The organism is Pseudoxanthomonas gei (assembly GCF_010119615.1).
Classification (GTDB): Bacteria; Pseudomonadota; Gammaproteobacteria; order Xanthomonadales; family Xanthomonadaceae; genus Pseudoxanthomonas_A; species Pseudoxanthomonas_A gei.
On record NZ_QOVG01000009.1, the window covers coordinates 114,782 to 137,547 of the forward strand.

18 protein-coding genes are annotated in these 22,766 nt (G+C 65.6%); 6 read left to right on the forward strand and 12 right to left on the reverse strand.

What is annotated here, in order from left to right; all coding sequences use genetic code 11:
- The first annotated feature begins 21 nt into the window (after positions 1–21).
- Entirely contained in the window at positions 22–525 is a 504-nt protein-coding gene (locus tag DT603_RS13380; RefSeq protein ID WP_162350476.1) for a hypothetical protein, read from the forward strand.
- A gap of 87 nt (positions 526–612) precedes the next feature.
- Here DT603_RS13380 and DT603_RS13385 read toward each other — a convergent pair whose 3' ends face one another.
- The 4 genes from DT603_RS13385 to DT603_RS13400 form a co-directional block, all read right to left on the reverse strand.
- Positions 613–1,728, reverse strand: a complete 1,116-nt coding sequence (locus DT603_RS13385) for a sensor histidine kinase (protein ID WP_211368436.1) — start codon at positions 1,726–1,728, stop codon at positions 613–615.
- Between the two features lie 333 nt (positions 1,729–2,061).
- Positions 2,062–2,277: a hypothetical protein gene (locus DT603_RS13390; protein ID WP_162350477.1), complete on the reverse strand. Its 216-nt coding sequence runs from the start codon at positions 2,275–2,277 to the stop codon at positions 2,062–2,064.
- Positions 2,278–2,795: 518 nt separating this feature from the next.
- Positions 2,796–3,602: an NAD-binding protein gene (locus DT603_RS13395; RefSeq protein ID WP_162350478.1), complete on the reverse strand. Its 807-nt coding sequence runs from the start codon at positions 3,600–3,602 to the stop codon at positions 2,796–2,798.
- Between the two features lie 47 nt (positions 3,603–3,649).
- Entirely contained in the window at positions 3,650–4,222 is a 573-nt protein-coding gene (locus DT603_RS13400) for an NADPH-dependent FMN reductase (RefSeq protein ID WP_162350479.1), read from the reverse strand.
- Positions 4,223–4,598: 376 nt separating this feature from the next.
- On the opposite strand from DT603_RS13400, the gene DT603_RS15980 reads away from it, so the two are divergent.
- The 4 genes from DT603_RS15980 (at position 4,599) to DT603_RS13420 (ending at position 9,876) form a co-directional block, all read left to right on the forward strand.
- The gene (locus tag DT603_RS15980) at positions 4,599–7,418 is read left to right on the forward strand and encodes a hypothetical protein (RefSeq protein WP_211368437.1); all 2,820 of its coding nucleotides are present in this window, start codon (positions 4,599–4,601) and stop codon (positions 7,416–7,418) included.
- A 3-nt stretch (positions 7,419–7,421) separates the two neighbouring features.
- Positions 7,422–8,483: a hypothetical protein gene (locus DT603_RS13410; RefSeq protein WP_162350480.1), complete on the forward strand. Its 1,062-nt coding sequence runs from the start codon at positions 7,422–7,424 to the stop codon at positions 8,481–8,483.
- An 80-nt stretch (positions 8,484–8,563) separates the two neighbouring features.
- Positions 8,564–8,974 (forward strand): VOC family protein, encoded by a 411-nt coding sequence (locus DT603_RS13415; RefSeq protein WP_162350481.1) that lies wholly within the window; start codon positions 8,564–8,566, stop codon positions 8,972–8,974.
- Positions 8,975–9,255: 281 nt separating this feature from the next.
- The gene (locus tag DT603_RS13420; RefSeq protein ID WP_162350482.1) at positions 9,256–9,876 is read left to right on the forward strand and encodes a DUF6891 domain-containing protein; all 621 of its coding nucleotides are present in this window, start codon (positions 9,256–9,258) and stop codon (positions 9,874–9,876) included.
- A 74-nt stretch (positions 9,877–9,950) separates the two neighbouring features.
- Here DT603_RS13420 and DT603_RS13425 read toward each other — a convergent pair whose 3' ends face one another.
- The 8 genes from DT603_RS13425 to DT603_RS13460 form a co-directional block, all read right to left on the reverse strand.
- The gene (locus DT603_RS13425) at positions 9,951–10,157 is read right to left on the reverse strand and encodes a hypothetical protein (RefSeq protein WP_162350483.1); all 207 of its coding nucleotides are present in this window, start codon (positions 10,155–10,157) and stop codon (positions 9,951–9,953) included.
- 166 nt (positions 10,158–10,323) lie between these two features.
- Positions 10,324–11,568 (reverse strand): cation:proton antiporter, encoded by a 1,245-nt coding sequence (locus DT603_RS13430; protein ID WP_162350484.1) that lies wholly within the window; start codon positions 11,566–11,568, stop codon positions 10,324–10,326.
- 5 nt (positions 11,569–11,573) lie between these two features.
- A complete protein-coding gene (locus DT603_RS13435) occupies positions 11,574–13,085 on the reverse strand; it encodes a tryptophan halogenase family protein (protein WP_162350485.1) in 1,512 nt (503 codons plus the stop codon).
- 14 nt (positions 13,086–13,099) lie between these two features.
- Positions 13,100–14,119 (reverse strand): cupin-like domain-containing protein, encoded by a 1,020-nt coding sequence (locus tag DT603_RS13440; protein WP_162350486.1) that lies wholly within the window; start codon positions 14,117–14,119, stop codon positions 13,100–13,102.
- The gene (locus tag DT603_RS13445; RefSeq protein ID WP_162350487.1) at positions 14,103–14,810 is read right to left on the reverse strand and encodes a SapC family protein; all 708 of its coding nucleotides are present in this window, start codon (positions 14,808–14,810) and stop codon (positions 14,103–14,105) included. Before DT603_RS13445 ends, DT603_RS13440 begins: the two co-directional genes overlap by 17 nt.
- 61 nt (positions 14,811–14,871) lie before the next feature.
- On the reverse strand, positions 14,872–16,425 hold the full coding sequence (locus DT603_RS13450) for a tryptophan halogenase family protein (RefSeq protein ID WP_162350488.1): 1,554 nt from the start codon (positions 16,423–16,425) through the stop codon (positions 14,872–14,874).
- Positions 16,426–16,539: 114 nt separating this feature from the next.
- On the reverse strand, positions 16,540–19,590 hold the full coding sequence (locus tag DT603_RS13455; RefSeq protein ID WP_162350489.1) for a TonB-dependent receptor: 3,051 nt from the start codon (positions 19,588–19,590) through the stop codon (positions 16,540–16,542).
- A 308-nt stretch (positions 19,591–19,898) separates the two neighbouring features.
- A complete protein-coding gene (locus DT603_RS13460) occupies positions 19,899–20,903 on the reverse strand; it encodes a LacI family DNA-binding transcriptional regulator (RefSeq protein WP_162350490.1) in 1,005 nt (334 codons plus the stop codon).
- 377 nt (positions 20,904–21,280) lie between these two features.
- Here DT603_RS13460 and DT603_RS13465 point away from each other — a divergent pair, with 377 nt between their 5' ends.
- Entirely contained in the window at positions 21,281–22,750 is a 1,470-nt protein-coding gene (locus DT603_RS13465) for a glycoside hydrolase family 30 protein (RefSeq protein WP_162350491.1), read from the forward strand.
- Positions 22,751–22,766: the final 16 nt, after the last annotated feature.

Genomic DNA, 22,766 nt, shown 5'->3' on the forward strand with positions numbered 1-22,766 from the left:
GCCCTTGGGGAGTGCAATGACATGTCGCGATCGCGAGGTCGCATTACCGCCCGTTCCGCGGTGCAGCCCGAGACGTGCGCGGCGGAAGCCGCCATGGTGGTCGATATCCGCGCGGAACTGGCGTACTGGAAAACCGCGTACCGCGCCAGCGGTTTCCATGCAGGGAATCGCTCGTTCGCCGATTACCTGCCGTCGTTGAAGTTCGCCTACGACGCCTACTTCCTCTACTCACGACAGCCGCTGGCCCTGCTGCTGCCCGCCCTGCAGCACAAGTATGCGGAGGCGCTTCCGGCGCGCGCACGCCTGGAATGGCCACGCATGACGCGCGTCATCGTCGCCGTGTGGTTGCGATTGATGCGTGGCGGACCCCATGACGCCGCGGCGAAGACGTGGCACCCCAGCCCGGGCGCCGAGCGCAAGACCGCGTTCCGCCTCAGCCGCACCGTGGCCCGGCTGCAGAATATCTCGACGCGCGACAGCGCCGTGCCACAAGTGCAAGCGGCCCCGGGGGCCGAAGACAGCTGACGTCACTGGCCAGGAACGGAATGGTTCCAGGACAGCGCGGGCCTCCGCGGTGACCGGGCTCAGCCAGGATCGACGCGGTGCATCTGCCTAGCCGGCAGGGGCGGGCTCGGGCAAGCGCACCGGCAGGCGCACGGTAAAGGTGGTCTGCCCGTTTGCGCTCTCGGCGGTGATCGAACCACCGTGTGCGGCGGCTATCTCGCGGGCGATATGCAGGCCCAGGCCCAGGCTGGTGGTGCGGATGCCGTCGTCTTCCTTTTCGGAGTTCAGGCGCACCAGCGGCTCGAAGATGTTGCGCAGGTGGCCGGAGGGAATATCGCGGCCCTCGTTGATGACGCGGAAGATGGTTTCGGACTCGCCCGCCTGCGCATGCAATATGACCGGCCGGTCGGGTGTGCCGTGCTGGCCCGCGTTGCCCAGCAGGTTCATCAGCAACCGGCGGACGCGATCGGCGTCGATCGAGGCTTCCGGGCCGCCCTCCAGTTGCATCTCGAACCGGCTGCGCGGATGCATGGCCGCCGCATCGCTGATCGCGCCGCTGCAGATCGCTTCGATGCTGGCCGAGCGCAGATGCAGCGGTATGGGCGCGCTGCCCAGCCGTGTGCGCGCGAATTCGAGCATGTCATCGACCATGCTGGCCATGTAGCGCGCCGAACTGGTGACGCGCGCGCCCATTTCCACCGCCTTGGCGGCCGGCATCCCGCCGCGGGTCAGCAGCTCCCCGGACAGGCTCATGGCCGAAAGCGGGCCGCGCAGGTCGTGCCCGAGGATGGCGTCGAACAGGTCGCGCGAGTGCGCCGCGCGCGCTGCATAGGTCACGATCGATTCGGCCAGCGCCTGGTCGATGGCTTCGTTGAAACGGATGACGTCGTCGAGCACGTCGGGCGTTACCGTCTCCACGTGCTTGAGCCACAAGCGCAACACGCTGGCGCGCAGGGCCCGGAACTCCGAACTGAGCTGGATCAGGGTGAAGTTGGAGGCATGGCGCAGGTGCCCGTGTTCGGACGCGGCACTGGAGCCGTCTTCGTCGCTTTCACCCAGCGATTTTTCGCGTTGCTCGCGCTTGCTCTGCGGCGAGTCGATGTCCAGCGCAACCGCGCGCAGCATCGCCTCGCTGTGGTCGCGCAAGGCATGCAGCGACATCTCGTCGGCAGCGGGGGACATGGTCTGGGCGTACTCGTCCCAGCACGTCAGGATCCGCTCCATGTCGTCCAGGATGAATGTCGAAAGTTTGATGGCCGCCTCCCCTTGTCCTGTGGCGAGGATACAGGAGCGGTCAGAACCCACCCGGTCGCCCAGGTGGAGTTCCCACCCTGCAATTCAGTTCGGAGCTGCGCGGCGGCAGGGGCGGCCAGGATGCAGGCAGGTGGTCCTGGATGAATCGATGGAACACACCGGGCATGAACGGGCGTCATTCCAGCAGGCAGTGGCCCTGGATCATGCGCCGGGTGCTGCGGCAATGAAGGGCCGACGTGCCTTGGCAAAACGCGGCCACGCCATGCCCATGACCCTGGCCGCGTCGTGGCTTGCTCGGGTCGATCAGCTGGGACGAATCGGATCAGTGGGCTGGTAGGGCGGAATATCGATGGGCTGGTTCGGCACCGGATCGGTGGGCTGGCCGGGCGGGATATCGCGTGCCGGGCTGGGAACTTCACCGGGGCCCGGTCCGGTCGGTACCGGCGGCTGGGCGGGATCCTGGCCCGGGTTGGGGCTTTGCGCCCAGCGTGATGTGTTCGGACTCTGGACAAGTTGCATTGCAATCTCCTGGTTGATGCCTTGGCTTGCATCCGATCCTAGTCGCGGGGTGTTAGCGATTTGTGCTGTGTTGGTTATTCGCTCCGTACCTGGGCGCAAGCGCGCTGGTTCAGTCAGGTGCGCGCTGGCAGCCAGTTATCCTGGGAGAAAGCGCAAGGAGCACTTGCACCTTGGCGGTCGTCATCCCGGCGTACGCCGGGATCCAGCTGCCAGAGAGAAGGTGCCTGCAGCACCCGTGTACCCAACGCACCGTGCCTGGCGTGGGTGCGCTTGCGCTACCGCCTGGATCCCGGCATTCGCCGGATGACGACCTTGAAAGTCGGGGAAGATGTGGGAACGAGGCTCTGCGCGCGGCGTGACGTTTTTTGTTGGAGCGACGCGAGTCGCGAAGCGCGCAACGTCCGAGTGCCTTCCTTGTCGGGCACCATGCTTTCCCGGCTTCGCGACTTGCGTCGCTCCTACACGAGGCTCCGTGCGACCCAGGCACGGCGTTCGTAACGGCGCGTGGGCGCCCAGGCTCAGTCGCCTGCCGAGCTGCCGCCCAGCAGGGCGCGCGCCTGCAGGATTACCGGTTCCACCTCGTGGTCCAGGGCCACGGCGGGCAGGGGCCCCAGTTCCTCTGCCAGCAGTTCCACGTCGGTGAGCAGGTGCTGGTAGGACACGTCGGCGAGGTTGTCGCTCAGCCAACCGCGTCCGCTGGACACGCCGATGGCCTCGACCACATCGCGTGGTCGCACCCCGTGTTGCGAGGCCAGGGTCAGCATGCGCGCGGTGGCGGCCAGGTTGTAAGCGGCCAGGGTGTTGTTTAGCAGCTTCACCAGTGCGGGTTGCCCGTAAGCGTCCATGCGCACCACGCGCCCGGAAATGCTGGCCAGCAAGCTGTCTTCGGCAGCAGTGGTCGCCGGCCCGGCCAGCAGCACGGTCATCGCCTCGGCCCGTGCGCCCTGCGGACCCATGGCCAGCGGCGCCTCGAAGGTGCGCCAGGTGTCCGGCGCCGAGGACAGGATCTCGCGCGCATCGTGCGGGGCCAGGGTAGTGTGCACGAACACGGTCAGTGGCAGCGCGGTGGTATCCAGCAGCGATTCGAATACCGACTCAACCTGGGCCGCATTCGGCACCGAGATGTGCACGCTGCGCACCGCATGCCAGTCCACCGCGTCCAGGTCGACATTGACCGGCTGCTGCGGGGGCTGCGACCAGTTGCTCAGCGGCACGGCGTGGAAGCCGCTGCCATCGCCGTCGGTCTTGCGCCGCGGCTGCGGCGGGCTGGCCAGTTGTTCGACAATATTGCCGCCAATGGGCCCGAGCCCGATCAACAGATGCATGGGGCGTTCCTCCTGCGGGTCGTTGCACTCACTGCATTGCCTGCAGCCTACGCCTTGCGCGGGTGCACTGTCGTCACCCGCACGATGAAGGCATGCAGTTCCTGCATGTAATTGCGCAGGAAATCCTCGGTGTCCTTGATGGTGACGCTGCCGTCGTCGCTGATCATGCCCGGCTTGAACTGGATGTAGGCCTCGGGCGAATTCATCTGCGGCGAATTGCAGTAGCCCAGCAGGCTGCGCAGGTGCTGCTGGGCGACGGCCGTACCGATCGCCCCCGGAGAAGTGCCGATCACCGCCGAGGCCTTGCGCGCGAACGAGTTCTGCCCGTACGGGCGGCTGGCGAAATCGATCGCGTTCTTCAGCCCGCCGGGAATGGAGCGGTTGTATTCGGGGGTCACGAACAGGAAGGCATCCACGGCCGCCAGCGCTTCCTTGAAGGCCCGGGCCGGGGCCGGGTAGTCGGCGTCGTATTCGGGCCGGTAGATCGGCAGGTCGGCGAAGGGGATCTCGACGAACTCCAGCTCCTTCGGCGCCAGCTTGATCATGGCCCTGGCCAGCAGGCGGTTGATCGAGGTGGTCGACAGGCTGCCGATCAGGTACCCCACTTTGTAAGTGGTCATTCGCGCTGCTCCCATCGGCCGCCACGAGTTGGCCCCCGCAGCTTGGACGCAGTGCGATTAAACAGACGTTACGAGGAAGGCGCGGTGCCGCCGGTCGCTGCCTATTGGCGGGCGGGCTTGTCTTGGGAGCGGCGCAAGATTCAAAGCCCTCATCCCGTCGCACGCCGGGATGACGACCCGTGGGTCAGTGGGTAGGCGGCGAAGGGGGGAATGACGTACGGCGGGTGTTGCCCCGCCATTGCCATCCCACATTCACCGCAACTGGCCGCTCGGGAAGCCGGCGCCCACGGCGTAGGGTGATGGCCGCATGCGCCAGGATGCCGCGTTGACTCAAGAGTCGGGGGGCCAGTCACATACTGTCATTCATGGGTTCGAGATGACCGACGAAACCTCCCTCAACGACGTCTTCCGCTTCGTGCAGCTGCGCCCCCGGCGCCCCGTCGACGAAGCCCAGCCCATCCTGCTGGTGGCCGACACGCCCCTGGTCAAGCAACTGGCCGGCGCCGGCAGCGTCTCCAAGCGCGTGGCCACCGCCAATGCCTTCCTGCAGTCGGCCACGATCCATGGCCCCGCCGACCTGCCGCTGGGTACCGACATCGTGGCCGCCATCGCCGAACTGCGCGGCAATGCCGAAGCCACCCTCGAGGACCTGCGCGCGCGCCTGCCCGGCCTGGGCGATGCTCGCAGCGCACGCGACTTCCCCGCCCGCGTCGCGGCCCTGTCGGACCTGCTGCTGGCCTCGTTCTTCGCCAGCGGCGGTTTTCCAGAAGGACTGCGCGCCCTGCAGGACCTCTATCGCGTCTACCGCTTGCCGGATGCCCTGTCGCCCGATGGCGAAACGGCCCACCCGCCCGTACTGCTGTCCGACTACCTGGGGCGCTCGCTGCTGGCCCCCCAGATCGAGCGCAAGGACGAATCCACGCCGCCACCCCCGCTGCCGGCGACGGCCCCCGACCAGGGCCGCCAGGCCCTGACCGTGGCAATCACCGAACTGCTGCGCCTGGACCGGCGCGAACTGCTGGAACAGCCAGACGCCAACGGCGGCGCGCGCGAGGGCAGCATTCCCTTCACCCTGACCACCAAGGCGCGCAGGAACGTCTCGGCGCCCACCCAGGCCGTGCTGCAGCGCCAGGGCGTGGACCTGGCCGTGACCCCGATCGACACCGCCGTGCAGCGCCTGTTCGCCGACAAATGGCGGCTGCCGGGCAAGGGCGTGCACTGGCCGCGGCCGGTGGTCACCACCCAGCCGGGCGTGACCCTGCCACCGGCGCCGCGGCAGGCGCTGGTGCAACCGGCCGGGGTGGCCGACCTGCTGGTGGTCAAGCAGCAGATCAAGCGCTACGAAGGCGCCGAGATCGCCCACATCGAGAACGTGCTGATCGGCGAAAAGAAATCGCGCGCCCACCGCCAGCTCGAGCGCAGCGAGGAGACCGTCCTCAACGAAACCGAAAGTACCCGCAGCCAGGAAACCGAAGTCCAGACCACCGACCGCTTCGAACTCAACCGCGAAGCCTCGCGTACGGTCAAGAACGACCACAAGCAGGGCTTCGGCCTGAGCCTGTCGGGCAAGTACGGGCCCACCGTGGAGTTCACCAACAGCGTGGTGATCGAGGATTCTTCCTCCAGCGAGGATGCCAGCAAGAATTCCTCGCGATACGCCAAGGATGTGGTCAGCCGCTCGCTGGAACGGCTGACCGAACGGGTGCGCGAGGTGCGCACCCGCACCCTGATCCGCGAGACCGAGGAAACCAGCCTGCACGAGCTGGACAACGGCGGCGCCAACGGCACCGGCAAGCACATCAACGGCGTCTACCAGTTCCTGGACAAGGTCTACGAAACGCAGGTGTTCAACTACGGCATCCGCGAGATGTTCGACTTCATGATTCCCGAACCGGCCTCGTTCTTCTGGTACGTGGAAAAGAACCCGACCCTGGACGTGGACCTGCCGCCGGCGCCGCAGAAGCTCGAGCTGGTCTGCCCCAATGCCTCGTACCTGGAAGACGACCTGGCCTTCGCCCTGGCCGCCGAGTTCGGCGCCGAGATCGACGCCATGCCCGCGCCCTACCTGCTGATCGCCGCCGGCGCCAAACACGGCGAGGACAACGCCAGCGAGAGCGGCCAGCCGCGCGGCGTGCAGCGCCTGGACCTGACCGTGCCGGCCGGCTACCGGCCGCTGCGCGCGCATGCACGCGGCCTGGCGCTGAGCGACGACAACCCGGTCATCGCCGTGGCCATCGGCAGCGAACGGGCGCTGTGGCAGCCTACGGCGGCGGGCCGGGTGGCGATGAGCGGCGGCCATACCCTGGCCTACCAGCCGGCGCTGTACCTGTACCTGGCGGCCGAACCCTATGCGCTGAGCACCGACTCCAAGCTGGGCGTGTCGATCCTGGCCCACGAGACCGCGACCTGGTCGCTGGACCTGGTGGTGGTGGCCCAGCGCACCGACGAAGCCGAGGACCGCTGGCGCCTGGCCACCTACAACAAGCTCCGCGCCGCCTACGAAGACCGCGTGCGCGAGTACGACGGCAAGGTCGCCCAGCTGCGCGCTGATGCCGAGGCCCGGGCCGAGCGCGACAACCGCCTGCCGTTCGGCGCGCCGCCGGCCACCAACCGCCAGACCATCACCACCGAACTGCGCAAGCACTGCATCTCGATGCTGACCCAGCAGCGCTACGACGCCTTCGATGCGACCAGGGACGCCAGCCCGCCTTACTTCGATTTCGCCGAAGCCGTCGCCGAGGGTGCCTACATCCGCTTCTTCGAGCAGGCCTTCGAATGGGACCAGATCCAGTACGTGTTCTACCCGTATTTCTGGGCGCGCAAGGCGACCTGGGTGGAGCGCTTCAGCAAGCAGGAGATCGACCCGCTGTTCCTGGAATTCCTGCGCGCCGGTTCGGCGCGGGTGGTGGTGCCGGCGCGGCCGGGCTTCGAGGCGGCGGTCAGCCATTTCCTGCAGACCGGCAAGCTGTGGGGCGGCGAGGGCGAACCACCGCGCATCCACAACCCGCTGTACGTGTCGATCATCGACGAGATCCGCGAACGCACCGGCGCCCCGCGTGGCGAGATCCCGGTCGGCGAGCCCTGGGACAACCGCGTGCCCACCGCGCTGGTGCTGGTGCGCCCGGACTCGGACCTGCCGAAGTGGAAACGCACCGCGCCCAAGGCCTGGGAGTGGGTGCCGGACGAGGGCAGCTGAGCCGTGGCCAAGGCCAGGACGGTGGTGTTCGTGCAGGGCGGCAAGAAGAACGAGGCCGACTTCCCGTGGATGTTCTTCCACCTGGACCCGGACCAGGAGGCCGCGCCCGAATCGGTGTGCCTGGTGTTCTTCGACTATCCCAATGCCAAGCTGAAGATCTGGAAGAACATCCTGCTCAAGCGCGGCAGCGCGCCGACCGCCGCGCCGGACTCGGAAACGGTGCTGTTGCCGCTGGTGAAGATGCGCAATGCCGACGGCACCCTGGGCGGGGAGCGCCCCTCGATCACCCTGATGTACGACTGGGTCAAGCAACAGCCGAAGCAGTCGATCCGCAGCCTGCAGGTCTTCAGCCACGGCTGGATGGGCGGGCCCATCGTCTGGAACAGCGCCGAATACGATCCGGCCGGGAAAAAGCTGGAGCCGCTGGACCAGAAGCCGCGCGACCCCAACGACACCGACTTCCGCATCCGCGATTTCTTCGGCTCCAACCCGCTGGCCGGCGCCGAGGGCCGCAAGTTCGCCGATGCCTTCGCCAGCGACGCGCTGATCAAGCTGTGGGGCTGCGTGGCGCCCGATGGCATCCGCCAGCAGATGCAGAATTACCTGAAGGCGCCGAAGGGCAGCAGCGGCGACGCGGCGCGCAAGGCGCACCTGGCCGATTACCTGGGCTCGATCGGCGACAGCTTCCCGATGGTCATGGCCAGCGAACTGAACCTGGCGGTGTGGGCCGCGCCGATCGGCTACGGTTCCGAACCGGGGCCGGTGGTGCCGGTCACCGGCGGGGAAAAGAAAGTGGTGTACCGCGGCAAATTCCCGCCGGACCTGGGCAAGGACCGCTGGTGGCGGGTCAGCTGGTTCTTCCGCAACCAGGACCGCGGCGCGCGCTTCTACACCGACGTGCTGAAGGCGCGCATCGACGCGGTGGATTTCGTCGAGCACCGCAAGGCCTGGTTCGACGACGCGAGGCGCGTGGCCACCGCCCGCGTGGAGAAGGGGCCGTTCGATTCGCCGCGGGACCTGCAGCGGCGGCTGACCGACCGCATCGAGGCGATGCGGGTGGGTTGAACGCCAACGGTGCGCGCCTGTCGATCCGCGACACCGTCGTTCGTCGCCGACAGGACTACGCCACCCCAAGGAACCGTTCCATGCCCCGCATGATCTTCGTCAACCTGCCCGTCACCGATCTTGCCGCCTCGATGAAGTTCTACGAGGCGCTGGGTTTCAGCAACAACCCGCAATTCACCGACCACACCGCTGCCTGCATGGTCTGGAGCGAGGCCATCCACGTCATGCTGCTGAGCCACGACAAGTGGAAGAGCTTCACTACCCGCCCCATCTGTCCCCCCACGTCCAGCGAAGTGTCGCTGGCCCTGGCCATGGACGACCGCGCCGCCGTCGATGCCTTCAACGCCGCGGCCGCGGCCAATGGCGGCACCGGCGACATCAACCCGGTCCAGGATCTCGGCTTCATGTACGGCCGCGACATCGCCGATCCCGACGGCCATGTGTGGGGACCGTTCTGGATGGATATGGAGGCGATGCCGACCGGCGATTAAGGGTCTTGGCCTGGGCGGAGCTGCGCGGTGGTCCCCTCGCTTTTGCGCAGCAAAGGGGAGGGCTGGGGAGGGGTGCTCTTCGCGATGACCCTGCAGTGATTGGGTAGTTGCGGCGTACGGCATTGAGTATCAAGGCCACCTGTTGCACCGCCAAGAGCAACCCCTCCCCAACCCTCCCCTGGTTCGCAAGGGAGGGGCTCATCGCGGCGCCTTACGGAGGCATTTTCCTGCGAACCTCGCGCTATCCTGCCCCCTACCCCACAAGGAAGGAGGTGCACTGCATGGATATGGACATGGACCCGGAATTCGTACTGGTCGGCGAAGTAGGCCTGCTGGTCAGGCGTGAAGTGGCAGCCGGCTTCTCCACGCGCGCGGAGATCATCAAGCTGGCCGTTGACAGGTTCGAGGGCGAAGCCAAGGAAAGCGAACTGCGTGCCCTGGCCCAGGAAATGGCGGCATCCAGTTTCTACAAGCATTACAAGGCGCAGATCGGCTGGCCGCTGGTCACCGACTGCGAACGCCTGGACATCGCATTTGACAAGCTGGCCGGTAAAGACATCGTCACCCGCCACAACTTCGAGTGCGACCTGGACGACGAGGAATACATCGAGGATATCGTCGATGAAATGGACAAGGTCATCGCCAGCGGCAAGCGTGCGCGTGGCTATGCCTTCTACCACCGCCTGGATGTCGCCGTGGCCGTCGAGGGCGGCGGCCTGTGCATCAGCTTCGGCACCGGCAGCCGCAACGAAAGCGAAGAGGGTGCCGTGCGCATCGGCAACGAAGTCGCCGATGCCCTGCGCCTGCAGGGCCTGGCCGTGGACTGGAGCGGCAGCTGGAAAACGCGCATCACCGTGTGGCTGGACTGGAAGCGGCGGCGGCCGTGGTCGGAAGAGGAATGAGTTGCGCGGTGGCGTAGCGCGAAGGTGACTACCCATCCTTGGACACCAAGACAGGCCCTACCTCAACAGGCTCATTAGCCGCCGGTCAGTCTGGTGAGTTCGTCCACGATGTACTCCAGCCGGATCAGCAGCGGTCCCTGCTGGTCGTCGGGATAGGTCTGGATCTCTTCACGTAGGCGTGCCGCAATCACCAGCGAGGCGGCGACATCCCTGGCGTGCAGCTGCGGAACCAGGCACGCGAGATTGCGGAGCTGGAGCTCGGCATCATTGTTCTTTTCCATTCATGGTTGACCCGACTTAGCTGGGCTAGCAAATCCCGAGAGCCCAACCGCATCGGGTGAAGCAAGCCTACGGGGTTGCCAGGTAGCGTTGCGTGAGCACTGGCCTGAACCAGACTGCAGATCGTGTTTTTTTTTGCGCTCGCATTGCTGGTGCAGGGTCATCCACTTATGCAGTTTGTTTTGCAGTGTGGTTCTGCGCGGCGCGGTCGCGCAGCATCAAGCGGAAGAACGGACCGGTAAGCAGGGTCGACAGCACCGCCAGGGTGACCAGCGCGGCGAAGGCGTGTTCGGACAGCAGGCCCTTGTCGCGCAGGATGGTGGCGGCCACGATTTCCATCAGGCCCTTGCATTGCAACAGCGCGCCGATGGCCAGGGCTTCGCGCCGCGACAGGCCCGGCACCGGCGGGCACAGCAGCGCGGCGGCGAGTTTGGTCAGCACCGAAACCAGAAGCAGCGCGCCGGCGATCTGCAGCGAAGCCCAGCCCAGCGCCTCGCCATCGATCTTCAGACCACTGTGGCCGAAGAACAGCGGCGCCAGGCCCAGCAAGGCGAACCGGCCCAGGCGTTCGACCGGCAACTGCTGCGCCCACAGCGGGGCCACGATGGCGCCGGCGAAATAAGCGCCCAGCAGGGCATGCAGGCCCAGCTTGGAACTGGCCCAGGCGCCGGCGGCCAGGTACAGCGGCAACGCCAGCCAGATCACCGCGCGCGGCGGTACCCAGCCGCGTCGCTGCACCAGCGCCGACAGCGCGGCCAGCACCACCGGCACCACCAGCGCCAGCACGTGCACGCCCGACCAGCGCGCCGGATCAGGACTGGCGTCGGCCACCAGCAACAACAGCGCCAGGCCTATCCACAGCACCGCATCGTCGAACACCGCGATGCTGACCGCCACGCGGGTGAGCGGGCGGTGCAAGGGACCCAGCTCGCGGACGATGCCGATCAGCACCGGCAGGGCGCTGACCGCGATGCACAGGCCGATGGCGATCGCGCCGAGCACGCGGTTGCCGTTGGGTGCGGCCCAGTTGGGCAGGCCGCTGAAGTAGCTGTAGGCCAGGGTCGCGCCTACCGCGAACGGCAGCAGCAGGGCCAGGCCGGCGCTGCCGAGGAAGCGCACGCGGCGGGCACGGGTGGGCGGCCGCGCATCGTCGGGACCGTCGTCATGCCGCGACTGCCGTGTCTCCAGACCAGCGGTGAAGGCCAGCAACAGCACGCCTACCCAGCCGATGTTGTCGCCCAGCGGCGAGGGCACGCCCCACGATTCGGGCAGCCCGCCGGTCGCGGCCAGCACCAGGCCGATGATTATCGGGATCACCGCAATGGGAATCGAGCGGCCCAGCAGGCGCCACAGGCCCCAGGCCAGGCCGATGAAGATCAGCGCGTCGGTGGCGGTGGAAAACAACGTGTGCATGGCGGTCAGCGCACCGGAACGGGCGCCGGGCAATAACCGCGCAGGTAGTCCATGTGCGCCGGCAGCTGGCGCACGGTGTTGTCGACGTTGCTCTTGATGTCGCCGAGGAAGCGGGTCAGGTCGGGCTGGCTCATCACGTCGGCTATCGGATGGTACTGCTGCGGCACGATGCCCTGGCCCATCATCACCTGGATCCAGGAATTCTCGGCGAACAGTTCGTCGGGCATGCGGAACACGCGCCCGGTTTCGCGGAACAGGTCGATGCGGTGCTGCAGGGTCGCTGGCAGTTTCATTTCCGCGATCTCGCGCCAGTAAGGCGTATCACGGCGGTTGGTCAGCGTGTAGTGCAGGACCACGAAGTCGCGCACGTGGGTCAGCTCCTCGTTGAGCTGGGCGTTGTACTGGTCGATGTCGGACTGGGCGATGACCTGCGGGAACATGCGCAGCAGGTGCACGATGCCGCGCTGGATCAGGTGGATGGTGGTCGATTCCAGAGGCTCGATGAAGCTGCCGGCCAGGCCCAGGGCCACGCAGTTCTTTTCCCAGCTTTTCTGGCGCTGGCCGGGGCGGAAGCGGATCGGCCACGGATACTTGATCACCTCGCCCTCAAGGCTGGACAGGAATTCCTGCTTGGCGTCGTCGTCGCTGATGTGGCGGCTGGAATAGACGATGCCGTTGCCCACGCGGTGCTGCAGCGGGATACGCCACTGCCAGCCCGAGGTGCCGGCGATCGCGCGCGTGTAGGGCACGGCATCGCGTACGGCGGTGGTCTGGGTGGCCAGTGCGCTGTCGTTGAACAGCCAGTGCGACCAGTCCTCGAAGCCCACGCCCAGGGTCTTGTCGATCAGCAGCCCGCGGAAGCCGGTGCAGTCGATGAACAGGTCGCCTTCGATGGTCGAACCATCAGCCAGGGTCAGTGCGGTGATGTAGCCGGACGCATCATCGGTGGCCACCGAGACGATCTTGCCTTCCACGCGCTTGATGCCGTGGCGCTCGCTCAAGCCGCGCAGGAAGCGCGCATAGAGGCTGGCGTCCATGTGATAGGCGTAGTTGATGCCGCCGCGCGGCAGGTGCGCGAAGCGATCCTGCAGCGAGGCCTTCAGTTCCACGCAGTAGTCTTCGTAGCCGCTGGCCAGGCCTTCCCTGCGCCCGCGCAGCCAGAAATGCTGGAAGCCGGCCGACCAGTGGTCCTTGCCGCTGAGGCCGAAGGAATGGATGTAGCGATGGCCGACGTCCAGCCAGTTCTCGAAGGAGATGCCGAGCTTGATGGTGCCCTGCACGGCGGCCATGAATTCCTGCTCGCCGATGTCCAGCAGGCGGTGGAAAGTGACCAGGGTGGGGATGGTGGCCTCGCCGACGCCGACGGTGCCGATTTCCTCGGACTCGACCAGGGTGATGTCCAGCACCTTGCCCAGCGTCTTGGACAGGGCGGCGGCGGCCATCCAGCCGGCGGTGCCGCCACCGGCGATGACCACGCGTTTGATCTGCTTGCCTGGAAACTCGGCGGTGTCGTTCATCGGGCGTGTCGTCCTCAGCGGTTCAGTCGTTGCAGCAGGCGCGCGCGCAGTGCACGCGCCCGGGTTTCATCCAGGGGCGAGAGCATGCGGCGCGCGTTCTCGGGAATATGGCCGGCGGTGGCGTCGTCGGCGGCGAATACGTAGTGGCGGAACACGTCTTCCCAGGTCGCGCGCTGCTCGGGCGGCAACTCGCGCACGGTCATGATGGCCAGCATCAGCGCGTTCATGGGCGTGTCCATCCACGCCGGCGTCCGCCGCCACCAGTAATTGACCAGCACGTTGAAGGTTTCCAGCGCCTCCATGTGGTGCCACCACATGCTGGGGATGAACACCGCATCGCCCGGCTCCAGCTCGGCGACCTGCGCATGCTGCAGCGCTTCGCGAAAACGCGGGAAGCGGTCGTAGTCGGGCGCGGCGAAATCCACCAGGCTGATGGCTTGGCCGGCCGGAGTGAAATCCAGCGGGCCGATGTAGAGGTTGGACAATTGCTGCGGCGGGAACAGGGTCACCCGCCGGCGCCCTGCGACCACGCAGGCCAGGTTGTCGGGCACGTCCTGGTGGGCGGCGATGCGGGTGCGGTTGCCGATCCAGATGCTGGACAGCGCGTCGCGTCCGCCCAGCGCGAAATCATTGTGCTCGCGGAAGCCCGGCAGCCAGGTGTCGATGGTGGTGGAACCGATGTAGATCGCCGGCGGCCGCGGCTGCGAGGCGTACTTCAACAGAGTAGCCAGGGCCACGCCCAGCGGCACGTTCTCACGCTTGAAGTTGAAGTCGCTCAGGTCCCCGTTGTAGAAGAAGCGGCCCTGGATTTCGGGAGCACCCACCAGCGCCACCACCGGCTGCGCGCCGGGGCGTTCGAAGCCGCGCAGGTAGCTCACTGCGGCCTGCGCCGATTCGTTGCCCGCACGGGTGATCGGCCAGTCAGCGGCGATCCCGCGCAACACCGCGGGTTCGCTGCCCTGCAGCACCTCCTCCGGCAATGACTGCGGGTCGAGGCCGGTGAGTTCCCTGATTTTCTTACCGATCGGCAGCATGTGACCGGTTCATCCGGTCGATCAGGTCGCGGAAGCGCGACACCGACGCGACCACCATGTACACCGGCTCCAGGAAACCGGCCTGGTGCAGGCTCTGCAGCGCGGCGCCGTCCAGCGCGCGCAGGCGTTCTTCGTTGATCGTGTAGAAGCCGACCATGCGGTTCAGCGAGCCGTCGTCGAGTTCCACGTCCAGCGCGAACGATTCCAGCAGCTCATGCTGAAGCAGCGCGTCGACGAAAGCCGGCACGCTGGCCAGTCCTTCATGCAAGGTCAGCAGCACCGAGGTGATGCGGTCCAGGAAAGGCGTGGTGCCGCCCTGGTCGCGGAACAGCGGCTCGCCCTGGCCGGTATGCATGCGCGGGTTGTCCAGGTCGATGTGGACCATCAGTTCCTCGCCATCGCGGCCGATCAGGAATGGCTGGCGTTCGATGGCCAGCGGCACGTAGGTGGCATCCCAGCGGTCGTGCTGCAGGAACAGGTTGCGCCCGTCCTGGAATCCGAACAGTGCGATCGGCTGGAACGCGCCTTCGGCGGTCTTGCGGAACACGATGGGGTAGCAGGCCTGCACATTGCGCAGCTCGGCCGGGAAGGTGAGCGCGAACATCACGTCGTCGCCCAGCGCGGCGCGGTGCGCGGTGTCGACGCGGAGGTCCTTGTGGTCGATGTTGTTCAGCAGGACGTGTTGGCTCATCGGGTTTCCAGTTGGGCAATGGGCTGCTGCACGCATGCTACGCGCGGCAGTAATGAGCAGGCTAGATGCGTGGCATGCCGTGCGTGCGCACATGGTCGAGCATCTCGCGATGTCCAGGCAACGCCGCCAGCATTTTCCGGGTCAGCTCCGCGGCCTCGCGGAAATAGCCTTCGGACATGCGGGCATCATCCATGCGCCGGCGGGTGGGGCGCGCATCGGGGTGGAAGCCCATGCCATACAGGATGTACTGGTAGCTGGCCGAGGGAAACACTTCCTCCACGCGATGCAGGTCATAGCGCGAGGGCGGCTGGTGGCGCCACAGTTGCAGCAGGGCCTGCAATCGCTCGGGAATGGTTTCCGGACGACAGTTGTCGCGCCAGTATTCGGTGTCCGTGCGCTTCGTCAGCACGTAGTGCAACTTGAGGAAATCGACCACCCGTTCCCAGCGATAGGCGAAGGCCTCGTTGTAGCGGCGCGCCACGAGGTCCATGTCACTGCGCGTGGCCGGCATCTGGTCGCTGAGCATGCCGGCGGCCAGCTCGACCATGACCAGGGAGGAAGCTTCCAGCGGTTCCATGAACCCGCTGGACAGGCCGATCGCCAGGCAGTTGCGGTGCCATGAGGTGCCGCGGTAGCCGGGGCGGATGGTGATCTTCGGCAGCGTGTACACGTCCTGCTCGCGGCCACCGGTTGCAATCACGTACTTGCGCAGTTCCTCGGCGGCTGCTTCATCGGTGGTGTGGGTGCTGGAATAGACATGGCCCACACCGCGCCGGGTCTGCAGGCCGATGTCCCAGACCCAGCCACTGCCCTGCGCGGTGGAAATGGTCTGGCATGCGATCGGCCACTCGGGATCCGCGTAAGGCACCTGCAGGGCGATGGCGCGATCATTGAACAGCACGTCCTTCTGGGACTGCAGGTCGATGCCGTAGTGCTGCCCGATCAGCAGCGCGCGCATGCCGGTGCAGTCGATGAACAGGTCGCCTTCGATGGCGCCATGGTTGCGCGTCTGCAGCGAGGCAATGTCGCCGCTGTCATGCGCGTTGACTGCGGTCATGTGGTCGGACACATGCCGCACGCCGAGGTTTTCCACGCAGTGTTTGCGCATGAACACGCCCAGCTTGCCGGCATCCAGGTGGTAGGCGTAGTTGGCCACCGACGCGTATTCGGGGGTGGAGAACTGCTTGGGCGCCTTGCCCGCTTCGCACAGGTGCGGCTGGAAACTCACCAGTTTGCCGAACGGGACCTGCGGATGCTGCATCCAGCCGGCGACCACGTTGGTTTCCAGGTAGCCCTGTGGCAGCACGAACGGATGGTAGTAATAGTCGTCGTCGTGGTCCTGCGTCCAGCGCGCGAACTTGGAGCCCTGCTTGAAGGCGGCGTCGCATTCGCGGATGAAGTCGGTCTCGGTCACCCCGGTCCTGCGCAGGGTGTCGCGCATGGTCGGCCAGGTGCCTTCGCCAACGCCGATGGTGGCCACGTCGGGCGATTCGATCAGGGTGATCTGCAGGCCCGTGCCGGTATTGGCCTGGTGATCGGCGGCAAGCACCGCCGCGGTCAGCCAGCCGGCCGAACCGCCGCCCAAGATGACCACGTGTCTGATGGCATCGCTCAATCAATCACCCCCGCGCCGATGTTGGTTCTGCACACATACCACAAGAAGAAGCCGCCGGGTTTCGGCGGCTTCCTGAAGGCGCGGCCATGGGCCGCGCAATCGTTGCAGCTGCCGTTATTCGAACTTGTAGCGGAAGCCGAGCATGTAGCGCGGACCGGTCTGGGTGGCGAACAGCAGCTGGTTCTTGTTGCGGCCGTGGATGCGCTGGGTCTCGTCGGTCAGGTTGATGCCTTCGAACTGGATCGAGAACTGGTCGTTGACCTTGTAGCCGATGCTCAGGTCGAACTGTCCGTAGGCCTCGGTGTAGTTGGGGTTTGGCCCGATGCCGTCGAACCGGCCCGACAGGAACTCGTCACGCCAGTTGTAGGCCGCTCGGATCTGCCAGGCTCCCTTGTCGTAGAAGCCCACGAAGTTGGCCGAGTCGCTCAATCCGATCAGGGCGAACTGGTCGCCGATCACGTAGTTGTCGTAATTGAGGTTCGGACTGTCGACGATGGTGTAGTTCGCGGCCAGGCCGAAGCCGCTTTCGCCGAAGACATGCTGCAGGTTGATTTCAAAGCCATCAAGCGTCGACGATCCGGTATTGGCGGGTGTATTGATGCGGAAGTTCGCCAGTGGATCGCCAGGCTGGCCGACGATGGTGCCGGTGAAGTTGCCGGTGCTGTCCAGCGGCCCCGCCGTAACGCCGGGTTGGCCGTTGAAATTGCTGAAGATGTAGTTGCGGATGCAGACCACGTCGGCGGTGGGACAGCCGCCGGCCAGCGCGGCGTTCCAGTAGGCACCGCCCACCGGAGTGTGCAGGTCGAACGGCGTCTCGCCATCGCTGCCGCCCACGTCCACGATCTGGGTGGTGCCGATGTAGTTGTCGATGTTCTTGCGGAAGTAGCCCACCGAGAAATAGCTGGACTCGCCGTAGTACCACTCGAAGGACAGGTCGAAGTTGTCGGAAACCAGCGGCTCCAGGGCTGGATCGCCCGCCGCGCCGGTGCCGCCGTCCACGCGCACGATCTGGTCCAGCGTCTGCCCGCCCTGGATGTCCGCCCAGCCCGGCCGGCCGATCGTGCGGCCGTAGCTGCCGCGCAGGATCATGCTGTCGGTCAGCTCGAGGCTCATGTCGATGTTGGGCAGCCAGTGGTCGTATTCACCCTTGAGGGTGGCGAACGCCGGGTCACCGAAGACCAGGTTCAACTCGTTCGCCGCGCCCCAGGAGATGGCATTGGCGGTCGGGACCAGCGCCGACGATGTGATCTCGGTCTTCTCGTAACGCACGCCGACCGCCAGGTTGAACGGCATGCTCCACTGCCAGGAGTTGTTCCACTGCAGGTAGGCGCCCTGCGACTTCTCGGTGGTGCGCAGGTCGCGGCTGAATGCGGCCGGGGCGCGATACCAGTCGTCGCGACCGGTGAGCTCGGCGGCGCGGTCGCGCAGTCGGTCGAAGTCGAACAACAGGAAGGTGTCGGTGAAGTTGGGGCTGTTGCTGCCGGAGAACGCATCGAAGTAACGACCCATGTTGTCGGGCGTCCAGATGTCATCGGCATAGTCGGCCGGCGTGCCCACGCCGCCCCAGGTGTCGCGCTGCATGAAACCGTAGGCGGTGCGGTTGTTGACTTCGGTCGACGAGACCCCGAAGTCCAGGCCGGAATAATCACCCAGTTCAAAGCGACCGCTGATCTGCCCCTGCTCGATTTCCGAACGCGTGTAGGCGTTCTGGAACACCGAGCCGCTCACCAGCGCTTGCGAGGGCGCTACCTGCGCCACGCCCGGCGGCAGGGTGATGGTCAGCACCGGGAAATCGCGGCTGAAATCGGCGGTGGTGGTCGCGCGCACGAAGGCCGAGGCGCCCAGCACGCCTGCCGAGCCGTACGGGCTGTCGGGGCGCGTTTCGGCGGATGAGTCGTGGTAGTCGAATGCCAGGTCCAGGCGGTCATTGACTTCCCACTCGACGTTGAAGCCAAGCGACTTGTTCTCGTTGACGTTGGCCAGCTTCATGCCGCCCATCGACACGTCGGAATAGTTCGGATCGCCATTGCCGTTGAAGGTCAGGGCCTCGGAGTAGACGATTGGCGCCGCCACCGGGCCATCGGTCCACGAGCTGGATGAGGGGCCATAGTTGAACCACACCGACAGCTCGTTGCGCTGCTGCTGGATCTTGTTTTCCGAATAGGTGTAGTCCAGCGTCGCTGTGACCCGGTCGGTAGGCGCCCACTGCAGGGTGATCTGGCCGTTGGTGCGCTCGCGCTGCACGCCATTGACGCTGTAGTTGAGGTTCTGCGGCACCGAATAGATGTCGGTGGGGCCGGGACGGTTGATGATGTTCTCCGAACCCGGCGAGCCCGGCTGAGGAATGGTGCCCCAGTTGTTCTCGTCGCCGCGGAAAGGGCGCCAGCCATTGGGAACGGAGACCTGGCTGTAACCGAAATCGCGCTTCTGGAAGCTGCCGCTCAGGGCGACACCGAATTTTCCGTCGGCGTAGGTCTGGCTGAAGATGCCCGACATTTCACCGGTAAAATCCTCGCCCTGCAGGGAACTGGGCAGGTTGCCATTGGAAGTGTCGTTGACTGCCTTCATGCCTACGCTGATCGTAGGGGCCGACTCCAGCGGACGCGCGGTCTTGATGTTGATGGTGGCGCCAATCCCGCCGGGGGGCGTCTGCGCGCGACTGGTCTTGTAGACCTCGACGCCGGAGATGGATTCGGACGCCAGGTTGGCGAAATCAAAGGCCCGCGAGTTGGAGACACCGGCGCCGCCCGCATTGCTGGAGGCCGGCATCTGCCTGCCGTTGAGCAGCACCAGGTTGAAGTCCGGACCTACGCCACGCACGGTGACCTTGGAACCTTCACCCATCGAGCGGTCGATGGAGACGCCGGAAATGCGCTGCAGCGATTCGGCCAGGTTGGTGTCGGGGAACTTGCCGATGTCCTCGGCGACGATGCCGTCGACGATGCCCTGCGCATCGCGCTTGAGGTTCATCGAGGAGGTCAGGCTGCCGCGGATGCCGGTCACCACCACGGTGTCCAGCGTGGCTGCATCGGCTTCGGCCGCAGCGGTGGTCGTCGGGTTTTTCCCTTCGTCCGTCACCACCTGCGCATACAGCGGATTGGCCATGGCCAGCAGCAGGGCGGATGTCAGGATTCTTTTCTTGGGCACAGCATGGACATGTTTCATGGAACTTCCCTCCCCGGAATTTCACGAAATAAATTTTGATGTCAGGTCACTGGAATGTGTCTGATCTCACATTGCCGGCGCATTGAACGCCCAATTGACAGCGTTGTCAACAAGAGGCCGGGATTTGGACTGGAGCCGTAAAAACAAGCGGTTTGGTGAAAAAAAATGCTGCGTCGCAGCGAAATAATCAGCGTCAGTGCATGACGGCGTGCAGTACGGCTGGTGAAGCAGTTGCGCCAGCGTGCCGCCGCCATCGGCGCGGCATCAACGCTGCACGCATGTATATGCGCTTGTACTCGAAGCTGCGATCAGTGCGCCGGCGCCCGGGTCGAGTCACGGAACAGCAGCGTGTGCTGCACATGGACCATGCGTCCACCATCCGGGGTTCGAATTCGGTCCAGCAACTCCAGGGTGGCCAGCCGCCCCATCTCCGAAGTCGGTTGGCGCACCGTGGTGAGGGCCGGATAGATGTGGCTGGCGATGGGGGTGTCGTCGAAGCCGCACACCGACAGTTCGCGTGGCACCGACACGCCGCGTTCACCGGCCGCGCGGATCACTCCGGCCGCCATGTCGTCGTTGGCCGCGAAAATCGCAGTGGGTGGATCCGGCAGGTCCAGCAGGCGGTTGGCACCCTGCATTCCGGATTCGAACGAGAATTCACCTTGCACCACCAGTCGCGGATCGTAAGCCAGGCCTGCAGTGCGCAGCGCCTGGCGATAGCCGGCGTAACGCCACTGGCAGGCACCGTGCGCGCGTGGACCCTTGATGTGGCCGATGCGCCGGTGTCCAAGCGCGATCAGTCCTGCCACCAGCTCCACCACCGCGGCGGTCTCCTCCATCATCACCCCGATGTGGTTCTGCGGTTCGCGCGGGGCGATGCAGGCGAATGGCACGCCGTGTTCCTGCAGGTAGGCAAGCACGACGGGGTCGTCGGTGAGTGGCGGAATCAGGACCACGCCGTCGGGTCCGAAATACTCGAAAAGACCCTTGATATCCGCTGCGCGCTGCGTGCCGGAACCTACCGGCCCCAGCACCAGGTTGTAGTGGTTGGCGCGGCAGGCTTCGAGCATGCCGTTCTGGATTTCCATCAGGTAGTTGCGCGATGGATTGTTGTAGACCAGCGCGACCACGCAGGAGCGCTGGCCGGCCAGGCTGCGCGCCGAAAGATTGGGCTTGTACTGCAGTTGCTCGACCGCGCGCATGACCCGCTCGCGCGTGATGTCGCGCACGTTGGGCTCATTGTTGAGGACCCGCGACACCGTCTTCATGGACACGCCAGCGGCTGCGGCCACGTCCTCGATGCGGCTACGCATGCCGATCGCCTGCGCATGCATTGCGCTGCACTGCAACTTGCCCCTGGCCTTTCGGCCCCGTTCGATCACTCTGCAATGTCATGTCCCCGCATCGTCCTGAGTTCGGCCCGGCACTGCCTGCAGGACGGATGCAAACGTCCTGATCGCATGCGCATATGCATGTTGCGTGGCAATACAAGCCGGCATTCCCCACCACTGGATCCCGCCAACGGCATGGCGGACGCTGCAAAACCGGCTCCCCGGAGACATCGCGGTTGACAGCAGCGCGCGCGGATTATATGACAGCGCTGTCACGAAACAGCAAGCAGGTCTGGTCCGACGCGCGGAATAGCGTCGGCCGGTCCGCATCCGCAGGTCGCCTTTCGCCGGGAACACTAATGAAAAACCGATTCCTCTATCCGTCAGCAGTGGCGTTTGTTGCAATGATGGCAAGTGCTGGCCAGGCAACAGCGGCGGACAACACGGTGAAGAAATTCTCAAGCAGCGTAAAGGCCGTTGTCATCCATACCAGTGCGCAGGGCAGCGGGCAGCGCCTGGAACGCAGCAGGACCGTTACGTTGGCGGCGGGGCACAAGCTGGTCGAGTCGGAAACGTCCGTGTTCATCGATCCCGACCGGCACTACCAGTCGCTGCTGGGCATCGGTGGTGCCATCACCGACTCCAGTGCCGAAGTGTTCGCCAAGCTGGATCCGCGGCGCCAGGCGGAGTTCCTGAAGGCGTACTACGACAAGGACAAGGGCATCGGCTATTCGCTGGCCCGCACCACCATCCACAGTTCCGATTTCAGCAGCGCCAGCTATACCTACATCAGGGAAGGCGACAAGGCCTTGACCAGTTTTTCCATAGATCACGACCGCAAGGCCCGCATCCCGCTCATCAAGAGAGCCATCGCCGCCGCTGGCGGCAAGCTGACCCTGTTCGCCAGCCCCTGGAGTGCGCCGGCCTTCATGAAGACCACCAACAACATGCTCAAGGGCGGTGCGCTGCTGCCCGAGTATGCCGATGCGTGGGCGCGCTATTTCACCCGCTTCATCGCTGCCTACGAACAGGAAGGCATCCCGATCTGGGGCATCACCGTGCAGAACGAGCCCATGGCCACGCAGACCTGGGAATCGATGCTGTACACGGCGGAAGAGGAGCGCGACTTCCTCAAGAACCATCTCGGTCCGACCATGCACAAGGCCGGCTATGCCGACAAGAAGATCATCGTCTGGGACCACAACCGCGACATGATCGCCTATCGCGCCAAGGTGATCTTCGACGATCCGGAAGCATCGAAATACGCCTGGGGCATGGGCTTCCACTGGTATGAGACCTGGGCGGGCTTTGCCCCGATGTATGCCAACGTCGCCGCCGTGGCCGCCGCTTATCCCGACAAGCCGCTGTTGCTGACTGAAGCGGCCGTGGAGAAATTCGACCCCGCGCGCTACCAGTACTGGCCCAATGCCGAGCGCTACGGCAGCGCCATGATCAATGATTTCAACAGCGGCGCCGTGGGCTGGACCGACTGGAACATGCTGCTGGATGAAACCGGCGGCCCCAACCATGTCGGCAACCTGTGCTTTGCGCCCTTGCACGCGGATACGCGCACCGGCGAACTGATCTACACGCCCAGCTACTATTACATCGGCCACTTCTCCAGGTTCATCCGCCCCAACGCCCGGCGCGTGGGTGTGGCCAGCAGCCGCAGCACCCTGCTGGCCACCGCTTTTCTCAACGAGGACAACCAGCTGGCCACCGTGGTGATGAACCCGACCGACAAGGAAATCACCTACAACTTCTACGTGGGCCAGGAGTCTGCACGGGTCGGCATCCCCGCCCACGCGATCCAGACGCTGGTCTACTGAGCCGCCGCGCAAAAAA

Excerpts from the sequence above, each read along its gene's own strand:
- DT603_RS13430 (WP_162350484.1), bottom strand. The coding sequence starts at position 11,568 with ATGCACACGTTGTTTTCCACCGCCACCGACGCGCTGATCTTCATCGGC.
- DT603_RS13465 (WP_162350491.1), top strand. The coding sequence starts at position 21,281 with ATGAAAAACCGATTCCTCTATCCGTCAGCAGTGGCGTTTGTTGCAATG.
- DT603_RS13435 (WP_162350485.1), bottom strand. The coding sequence starts at position 13,085 with ATGAACGACACCGCCGAGTTTCCAGGCAAGCAGATCAAACGCGTGGTC.
- DT603_RS13455 (WP_162350489.1), bottom strand. The coding sequence starts at position 19,590 with ATGAAACATGTCCATGCTGTGCCCAAGAAAAGAATCCTGACATCCGCC.
- DT603_RS13380 (WP_162350476.1), top strand. The coding sequence starts at position 22 with ATGTCGCGATCGCGAGGTCGCATTACCGCCCGTTCCGCGGTGCAGCCC.
- DT603_RS13400 (WP_162350479.1), bottom strand. The coding sequence starts at position 4,222 with ATGACCACTTACAAAGTGGGGTACCTGATCGGCAGCCTGTCGACCACC.
- DT603_RS13445 (WP_162350487.1), bottom strand. The coding sequence starts at position 14,810 with ATGAGCCAACACGTCCTGCTGAACAACATCGACCACAAGGACCTCCGC.
- DT603_RS13395 (WP_162350478.1), bottom strand. The coding sequence starts at position 3,602 with ATGCATCTGTTGATCGGGCTCGGGCCCATTGGCGGCAATATTGTCGAA.
- DT603_RS15980 (WP_211368437.1), top strand. The coding sequence starts at position 4,599 with ATGACCGACGAAACCTCCCTCAACGACGTCTTCCGCTTCGTGCAGCTG.
- DT603_RS13460 (WP_162350490.1), bottom strand. The coding sequence starts at position 20,903 with ATGCGTAGCCGCATCGAGGACGTGGCCGCAGCCGCTGGCGTGTCCATG.
- DT603_RS13425 (WP_162350483.1), bottom strand. The coding sequence starts at position 10,157 with ATGGAAAAGAACAATGATGCCGAGCTCCAGCTCCGCAATCTCGCGTGC.
- DT603_RS13390 (WP_162350477.1), bottom strand. The coding sequence starts at position 2,277 with ATGCAACTTGTCCAGAGTCCGAACACATCACGCTGGGCGCAAAGCCCC.
- DT603_RS13440 (WP_162350486.1), bottom strand. The coding sequence starts at position 14,119 with ATGCTGCCGATCGGTAAGAAAATCAGGGAACTCACCGGCCTCGACCCG.
- DT603_RS13385 (WP_211368436.1), bottom strand. The coding sequence starts at position 1,728 with ATGGAGCGGATCCTGACGTGCTGGGACGAGTACGCCCAGACCATGTCC.
- DT603_RS13420 (WP_162350482.1), top strand. The coding sequence starts at position 9,256 with ATGGATATGGACATGGACCCGGAATTCGTACTGGTCGGCGAAGTAGGC.
- DT603_RS13415 (WP_162350481.1), top strand. The coding sequence starts at position 8,564 with ATGCCCCGCATGATCTTCGTCAACCTGCCCGTCACCGATCTTGCCGCC.